At 63.6% G+C, this 8,629-nt stretch carries 5 protein-coding genes; 1 reads left to right on the top strand and 4 read right to left on the bottom strand.

The genetic code is table 11. From position 1 onward, the window contains the following. Window positions 1-221: 221 nt before the first annotated feature. A complete protein-coding gene (locus ACFOOR_RS11740) occupies window positions 222-1,904 on the bottom strand; it encodes a carboxylesterase/lipase family protein (protein ID WP_343165800.1) in 1,683 nt (560 codons plus the stop codon). Between the two features lie 93 nt (window positions 1,905-1,997). After that, window positions 1,998-3,197, bottom strand: a complete 1,200-nt coding sequence (locus tag ACFOOR_RS11735) for an aminotransferase class I/II-fold pyridoxal phosphate-dependent enzyme (protein WP_343165801.1) — start codon at window positions 3,195-3,197, stop codon at window positions 1,998-2,000. A gap of 118 nt (window positions 3,198-3,315) precedes the next feature. Here ACFOOR_RS11735 and ACFOOR_RS11730 point away from each other — a divergent pair, with 118 nt between their 5' ends. Then, on the top strand, window positions 3,316-3,780 hold the full coding sequence (locus tag ACFOOR_RS11730) for an Lrp/AsnC family transcriptional regulator (RefSeq protein WP_343165802.1): 465 nt from the start codon (window positions 3,316-3,318) through the stop codon (window positions 3,778-3,780). Window positions 3,781-3,801: 21 nt separating this feature from the next. Here ACFOOR_RS11730 and ACFOOR_RS11725 read toward each other — a convergent pair whose 3' ends face one another. Then, entirely contained in the window at window positions 3,802-7,458 is a 3,657-nt protein-coding gene (locus ACFOOR_RS11725) for a M1 family aminopeptidase (protein ID WP_343165803.1), read from the bottom strand. Between the two features lie 27 nt (window positions 7,459-7,485). Beyond that, window positions 7,486-8,373 (bottom strand): ABC transporter ATP-binding protein, encoded by an 888-nt coding sequence (locus tag ACFOOR_RS11720; RefSeq protein WP_343165804.1) that lies wholly within the window; start codon window positions 8,371-8,373, stop codon window positions 7,486-7,488. Window positions 8,374-8,629: the final 256 nt, after the last annotated feature.

Raw genomic sequence — 8,629 nt, 5'->3', positions numbered from 1 at the left:
CGCCCTCATCGCCGCAACCCGGAAACTCACCATTCTCCTCAACACCCTCGTCGCCAGAAACCAGACCTGGAACAACCCGCAACAACACGGTTGCTGAGGTGCGAGCCCGGATGCATTCCGGGCGAGCCTCGAAGGGCGAGGGACATTTTCGTCGCCCCTCGCCCTTCGAGGCCGCCTGACGGCGGCACCTCAGGATGAGGGGCTTGTGTTGCAGGAAACCCCTACCCGCAGCCGATCATCTCGGCGATGCCGCCACCCTCGCCGAAAAAGCGGTCGCCGAGCGTGGCGGCGACCTGGCAGCGTTCCTCGGGCGTCAGGCGCTGGTCGCCCGACAGCCGTTCGGCGATCGATTCCATGGTCTCCGCTCCGCGCACCACTTCCGGCCCGCCATCCTCTTCCGTGTCGAACCGCATGCGTTGGCCGCGTTCGCCCCAGCGCGGCCAGTCCGCCCCGGGGTGGCCGGTGCGGGCGAAATTGCCCCAGTGCTGGCCCATCGTGCGGGCCAATGCCTCGCGGCTTTCGGCATTACGGTCGTTGAACAGGAAGCGGTCGAGTTGGCCGAACAGTTCGAACCGGTTGAACACAAAGGGAATTTCCATTGCGTGGGCCGCACCGAGCATGAATCCGGTATCGATGAAGACATTGCTGCCGCCCTCGTCCCAGTCGAAACGGTAGGCCCAGACATCCTCATGCCCGCCTTCGCGCATGATCGTGGCGAGATCGTCCACCGCTCCGATCGCCCAGACCCGCGACTGGTAGTCCGACAGCGCGTCGTAGAAGCCGCGGTCGCGCGGGCGGTAGAAAACCCCGAGATGGCGGCTCGCCAGGCGCGGGTCGAGCGCATTGAACAGTTTCATCTCGTCCCGGTTGGTGCCGGTGATTACCGGCACGGCGTTGAACGTCTCCTCCGAGGCGAAGGCCGAACGCAGCCCGTCGAGCGGCAGCACGACGCCGTCGGCAATCATCGTCGGCATGGTCAGGCGGAACCCGCCCCCGGTCTCGTAGGCGGCGAACAAGTCGTCGAGATCGACAGCGCGCAGATCATCAGCGCTCGCGTCGGCCCCGACGAGCCGCTCCGCAATCGTCAGTGAGGGGTTGGCGGCCTCGCCGATCCGCCCTTCGGCTTCGGCCAGCGGGACGGAAGCGATCGATCCCGACTGGATGATCGCCCGGTCGAACAGCCCGGCCGCCAGCGGCGAGGCGAGCAGCGCGGCCACGTTATGGCCGCCGGCGCTCTCACCGAAAATCGTCACGCGGCCCGGATTGCCGCCAAAGGCATGGGCGTTCTCGCGGGTCCAGCGCAGCGCGGCGATCAGGTCGAGAATCGCGAAATCGGCCGCCCCGTCTTCCGCCGTCTCGGCGTCTTCGCGCAAGGCCGGGTGGGCAAACCACCCGAGCGGCCCCAGGCGGTACTGCACCATGATGATGATGACATTCTGGTCGATCGCCAGTTGCGAACCGTCATAAGCCTCGATACTGCCCCAGACATTCGACCCGCCATGGATCCACACCATGACCGGCAGATCGACCGCGCCCGGCGGCGCAAAGACGTCGAGATAGAGGCAGTCTTCCGACCCGACACGCAGCCCGGCCTCGACGCCCCGCCCCTGGTCGAGCGAATTGGTGATCTGCGAACAGCGCTCGGCACGCGTCAGCGCGTCCCGGTTGCCGGTCCAGCTCCCGGCCGGCCGCGGCGCACGCCAGCGCAGATCCCCGACCGGCGGCGCGGCATAGGGGATGGCATGCCAGACATGCGCGCCCTCCGGCGACACATAGCCCGTGAGTTGGCCCTGCGCTGTGGCGGTGGTCGTGGCCGGGTCGGCCACGGGTTCGGTGGACGCGTCATCCCGCTCACCGCACGCAGCAACCAGAAGACAGACAACCGAAGCCAGAAAACGGCGCATGAACTCCCCCAAAGAGTCGCGGACCCGGCCGCGAAGATAGCGCGTCACGGCCGGTCCGCCACTCCCTCGAATGGAGGGTATGGACAATTGCGGTCAGATTGCAGGCATGGCCTGTTCCAGATCAGCGATAATGTCGGCCGGATCTTCAAGTCCGACCGACAGCCGGATCAGCCCTTCGCCGATCCCGAACCGGGCGCGTTCCTCCGGCGTGTAAGTGGAGTGCGTCATGCTGGCGGGATGCTGGATCAGGCTGTCGGTGTCGCCGAGGCTGACCGCGCGGCGAATCAGCATCAGCCGGTCCATAAGAGCCGAGCCGGCATCCAGTCCGCCGGTCAGTTCAAACGCGATCATACCGCCCGGCCGGTCCATCTGCCGTTCGGCCAACGCGCGCTGCGGAAAGTCGCCGAGACCCGGAAAGGCGACCGCGGCAACGACAGGATGGTGTGACAGCCAACGCGCGACGATTTCGGCATTGGCGCTGTGCCGCTCCATACGCAGATCAAGCGTCTTCAGCCCGCGCAGGATCATCATCGCGTTGAACGGCGCCATCGCCGCGCCGGTCATGTCCTTCAGTCCGGTCATGCGGATCGTGTCGATCAGTTCGCGGCGTCCCGCCGCAATGCCGCCGAGTGCGTCTCCATGGCCGCACAGATACTTCGTCGCCGAATGAAGAACGACATCCGCCCCCAAGGTGATCGGCCGGGTCAGACAGGGCGTCGCATAAGTGCTGTCGACCACACTGAGCGCTCCCGCTTCGCGTGCAGCGGCGCTGACCGCGGTGATGTCGACAAGGCGCATATTGGGATTGGCCGGGCTCTCGAAATACACCAGCCGCGGCCGCCGTGCCGCGATCACGTCGAGCCCCTTCTGTACGGAAAGGTCGGTTGGGGAGATCGTCACACCGAACCGGGCCAGACCGTGATGCAGGAAGGCGAAGGTCGAGCCGTAGAGCGTGAGATCGGTCACGATCTCGTCGCCGGGTTGAACCAGGCTCCACAAGGTCGAGGTGATAGCGCCCATGCCGGAAGCGAAGGCCAGCGCCGCCTCTGCATCCTCCAGCGATGCCATGCGCCGTTCCAGAAGGTCGAGCGTCGGGTTTGATATCCGCGTGTAGATATGCGCCGGGCGATCGCCGGTGAAGGCGTCGCGCGCATCGGCGGCGGATGCGAAGGAAAAGCTGGACGAAAAATGCACGGGCGGGCTGATCGCTCCATCCGCATCCGCCGGTTCATAGCCCGCGTGAATGGCGCGCGTTGCGCGGCCGTGCTGCAGTTTCAAATTCGAACCGTCCATTGCCGGACTCCCGCATGAGTTTGCACGCAACCTGACGGTCATTCGGCGGAATTTCTCGCCCTTTTTGACTACTTTGGGATATGATAATGGCAGATTATGCCAAGATTTCGGGAATTAGATGGATAACACGGATCGCCGCATCCTGCGCACGCTTCAGCGAAACGGTCGGATCAGTAATCAGGACCTGGCTGACGCGGTCGGCCTCTCGCCCTCGCCCTGCCTGCGACGCCTGCGCCAGCTTGAAGCTGACGGACGGATCGCCGGCTACGCCGCCCTGATCGACCGCAAGGCTTGCGGCCTCGCCGTCACCGCCTTCGTCATGATCCGCCTGCAGAGTCACGCCGGGACGGCGTCGGCGGAGTTCGAACGCCGGGTTGCTGCCATGGAAGAGGTGCTGCAATGCCACCTCGTTTCCGGGGTGCACGACTACCTTCTGGAAGTCGTGGCGGAAGACCTCGAAGGCTATGAGGATTTCCTGCGCCATCGGCTGCATGCGCTGCCGAATGTCGCGGCGATCGAAACCAGCTTCTCGGTCTCGACCGTGAAACGCACTCCGGCCTGTCCGGTCCCGGCGTCCGACTGACCGCCGGGACCGTCCGCTACCTTATTCCGACGCAGTCTCCTCGCCGCCGCCGCCTTCGTCGGTGGCGTCCTGGCCGTCCCCGGCCTCGTCCCGTATCCAGTCGACACGCGCCAGATTGTCATCCGAATTGCGGTCGATCAGCTTGTTGTACGGGTCGATGCCGGCATAGAGCGGGCGTTCGCCGCTGGTCCGGATCACGAACTCCATCCCGGTTTCGTTCACCTGGCGGCGCTCGAAATAGAGGATGTGGTCCGTGCCTTCGAACGCACCGTCGAGATTGCGGCGGAACAGGCCGATATCGATGCCGTAATCGATCTCCGCCTCGGTCTCCTCGCCCTGCCCGTCGGCATAGTATTTGTGGGCCGAGACCCGGATCGTGGTCTCCCACTCGCCCTCGGCGACCTCACGTGTTTCGGCGCTTTCGACCTGCAGGTCGAAAATCGTGATCCGCTCGAAGAAGTCGGTGATCAACCCGTCCCATTCCGGTCCGGCTTCCTCACGAAGCAGGCGGATGAAGTCGACCGAACGGGCATAGGGCTCACCCTGGAAGCCGTAGCGATCGATCAGGCGCTGCATCGCCCGGTTCACCACATCCTCGCCGACATAATCCTGCAGCGCATACATGATCACCGCGCCTTTGCGGTAATGGATGTGCTGCTGGTTCTCGACCCGGTAGAGCGGCAACTCCTCGCGCGTCTCGTTCGACCGGGCGTTGAGGTAGTTGTCGAGCTCGAACTTGAGGAAGCGGCGCATGTGGTCGGGGCCGTATTCCCGTTCCATCACCATCATCGCCGAATACTGGGCGAAGGTTTCCACCAGCATGGTGCCGCCCTGGACGTTGGCGCTCATCACCTGGTGGGCCCACCACTGGTGCGCCGCCTCGTGCGCGGTGACGTAGTAGACATAGTCGATCTCCTCGTCGCCGCGCAGGTCGGCGATGAAGCCGATACCCTCCGAATAGGGAATCGTGTTCGGGAAGGCCTGCGCGAAACTCGCATAGGCCGGGAATTCCATGATCCGGAACTGGCGGTACTGATACGGGCTGAACGCCTCGGAGAAGTAGGCGATCGACTCCTGCGCCGCCTCCATCATCCGCTCCAGATTCCAGTCATGCGGCGGGTGATAGAAGATCTGGAAATCGATCCCGTTGTGTTCTTCCTCGAACACCGCGTATTCGGCTGAAAGCCACGAATAGAAGTTCAGGATCGGCGCATCCATCACGTATTCGAAATAGCGCCGGTCGCCTTCCGTCCATTCGCGTTCGAGATAGCCCGGCGCCACAGCGATCTGGTCGGCACTGGTCGACACCGTCGTGCGGAAGGTCACGAAGTCGGAATCCGAGCTGATATAATTCGTGTACCAGTGATCCTCGTCCTCCAGGTCGAAGGCCCGTTCGATCTCCGGCAAGTCCTGACGCCGGCGCGCTTGCGGGTCCTGCAACAGCCGGCCCCGCTGGAAGCCGATCGACGGCATCGCCTCGCCATTGTTGAAGAAGCTGCCGTTGTAGTTGACCGTCGAGATGTTGCTGCCATTGCGGAAGCCGCGATTGTTCACCGCCACCTCGAAGGTCAGCTCCGCGGTCTCGCCGGGTTGAAGCGGGGTGTCGAACGTCCACGCATACATGCGGAAGTCTTCGTCATCGGTCGTCAGCGTCGCGCCTTCGACCTGCTGCGAGACGATGTCCGCACCCGCTCCATAGGTCAGCCACACCGTGTCGATGGCCCCGTCGGTCCGGTTCTCGATCGTGTAGCGGCCACGCGCCTCGTAGCGCCGGTCATCGGGATAGATGTCGACGTCGATCGACACCTCGGTGATCTTCGGCTGCGGCAAGTTTTCCAGATCGGCTCGGTAGGTGCGCTCGAACTCCGCGGCGCGGCGCTCGGCGATCCGGCTGTTGGTGTATTCGTTGAGGATGTTGGTGTTGTAGAAGATCCAGCTGCCCGACCCGATGGCAACGAGAAGCGCGATCCCGGCCAGCGCCGCGGTTCCGCCGGAGAAGCCCGACGGCAACAGGCGCAGCCGCCGCCAGATCGGCGTCAGCGCCCCCCGGTTCCAGAGCAGGTAGGACAGCACGATCAGCAGCACGCTGATCGCGCCCCAATAGAGATAGAACCAGCCGAGAATTCCGAGGAAATGGCCATAGCCATTCATGTCGGAATAGGGCGCGGCCGGCGCGCCGCCGAACAGGTAGAGATTGTGGTTGAAGCCGAAATTGGCCGCCACCGCCTGCGCGATCGAGAACACGATCAGCGCCAGCATGCCGATCCAGCGATTGTTGAAGACGATCTGGAAGAAGACCGCCAGCACCGCCGTCATCGCGAACGGAATGCCGAAGCCGAAGACGAGCCGTTCGAGATACTGGCCGAGTTCCAGATTCGTGTAGCCCTTGGCCAGCTGGATCACCATGCCGGTGGCCATCGCGGTGACCAGCAGGGCGAAGATGACCGAGATCAACGCGATCAGCTTGGTCGAGACGAAGACCCAGCTCGGCGTCGGCGTGGCATCGACAATGTCGGAGAAGCGGTGATGCCGCTCCCGCCAGATGACTTCGGACGCGTAATAGACGGTCACGACCAGTGGCACCCAGGCGAAGCCGCCGACGATCACGTCGATCGTGGTGCGCGTCACCGGATAATTCGGCGTGCCGTAGACGGTCTGGGCGAACAACAGGCCCATCGCCGCCAGGAAGATGCCGATCCCGAGCAGGATCCAGAAGGCGACATTGAACACGACGCCTTTCACCTCGAAGCCGATCCGCGCCATGAATTGCGCGAAGGAAACCCCTCCGCCGACACCGGGTTCGGCGCGCGGCAGGGTGATTTCCTGCGGCACGAAGGGCGCTTCGTTCGCCTGGCTCTTGCGCCGTCCGCCCATGATCCGGCCACGGGCCCGGAAGGAGAAGGCAAACAGATTGACCAGGAACAGGCCCGCCGCGATCCCCAGCCAAAGAAGGCGATTGATCAGCAGCGTGCCTTCGAGCGGCACAACGCGGCTATTCTGTTCCGCCGGCGTCCAGTAGCGGGTGATGTCGCCATAGGCGCTGATGCCGAACGGATCGGCGATCGCCACGATCTCGCGCCATTCCGGCTGGTTCAGCAGCGTGTTGCCGACAAGATAGAGCACGAACAGGCCGGCGAAGGTCACATAGGTCGCGATATTGCTGCGGGTCAGATTGCCGACCGTGAACATGATCAGGCCGATGACCAGCATGTTCAGCGCGCCGAAGACGAAGAAGGGATAGGCGTAGTAGCTGAACACGAAGGGCCCGAGATTTTCCTGGTCGACCCAGGGCATCGCGGCGCCGACCGCCGTTCCGAGAGGAATGCTGGCAAAGGCCAGCAGTGTGATGATCAGCCCGCCAATGAAGCGGCCGATCAGATAGTCGTGCTCCTTCACCTGCGTGGTGAAGAACATCCCGGCCGTGTTGAGACCGAAATCGCGGATCACGCCGCTGACCAGGAAGACGGTCGGGATGATCATCCCGAACACGGTCATGATCAGGATGATCAGCGTGATCGCACTGGGCGAATTGACATTCACCGTTGCCGACGAGCCGATCTGCACGAAATCGGACGCCGAGTTGCCGAAGGCCAGGAGGAAGAAGATCGCGAAGATCGCGATGAAGGCTGGCGAGGTGATCTGATAGCGGATTTCGAATCCGGCGATCTTGAAAAGCATGGCGGAATCTCCCTGTCGGACCGCGGCCTACGCCGCTTCCGCCTGTCGCTGGCCGACCGAGATCGTCGCGAAATAGACATCCTCGAGGGTCGGATTGACCGCCTCGAATCCATTGCCCGGATCGCCGTCATGCTGGACATGGATCACCACCTGACCGGTCGTCAGGCGGGTCGAGATGACATGGTATTGCGCGCGGTGCGCCGGCAAATCCGCCTTCGACACGCGCTTGCGCCAGATCTTGCCGCCCAGCGCCGAGACCAGCTCCGCCGGCGCGCCCAGCGCCTTGATCTGACCCTGGTTCATGATCGCCATCTGCGGGCAGAGATCGGACACGTCTTCGACGATATGGGTCGACAGGATGACGACGACATTCTCGCCGATTTCCGACAGCAGATTGTGGAAGCGGTTGCGCTCTTCCGGGTCGAGACCGGCCGTCGGTTCATCCACGATGATCAGTTTCGGATCGCCGATCAGCGCCTGGGCAATGCCGAAACGCTGGCGCATGCCACCGGAATAGCTGGCCACCGACTTGCCGGCGACCTTGGCGAGATTGGTCTGCTCCAACAGGCCTTCGACCACGCGCTTGCGGTCCCTGGCATTGCTGATGCCCTTCAGAACGGCGAGATGGTTCAGCATGGCCCGCGCCGACATGCGCGGATAGACGCCGAAATCCTGCGGCAGATAGCCCAGCTGGCGGCGCAGGGCGCGCGGATTCTTGAGCACGTCGATGCCGTCGAAGTCGATCGAACCCTTGTCCGCCGACTGCAGCGTCGCGATCGTCCGCATCAGCGTCGACTTGCCTGCGCCATTCGGCCCGAGCAGGCCGAACATCCCCTTGGGAATGCTCAAACTGACATCGTCCAGCGCACGCACGCCATTGCCATAGGTTTTCGACAGGTTCCGGATTTCCAGCATGATCCCTCGCCGCGGTTCCGTTCCGGCCCGCGCCCCTTGTTGTGTTCCGTCCGCCGCGAAGCCTACGCCTCGCGATCCTCGGTCACAAATGAAGCTAAGGACAGGAAAGCCGAAAGGGGGACAGTCCGCGCGGGCGTCCCGTATCCCTCTTCGTCATTCCCGCGCAGGCGGGAAGGTGGATTCTCGTTTGAAGTGCAACAGGTGGTCTGAGAAGGCCTCTGCGGGGGTTCTGTAGTCAAGGCATTTGCGCGGGGTG

This window comes from Hyphobacterium vulgare (genome assembly GCF_042643335.1).
GTDB lineage: Bacteria > Pseudomonadota > Alphaproteobacteria > Caulobacterales > Maricaulaceae > Hyphobacterium > Hyphobacterium vulgare.
The sequence above is the reverse complement of the archived record's forward strand: the minus strand, read 5'-3'. Positions and strand labels throughout refer to the sequence as shown.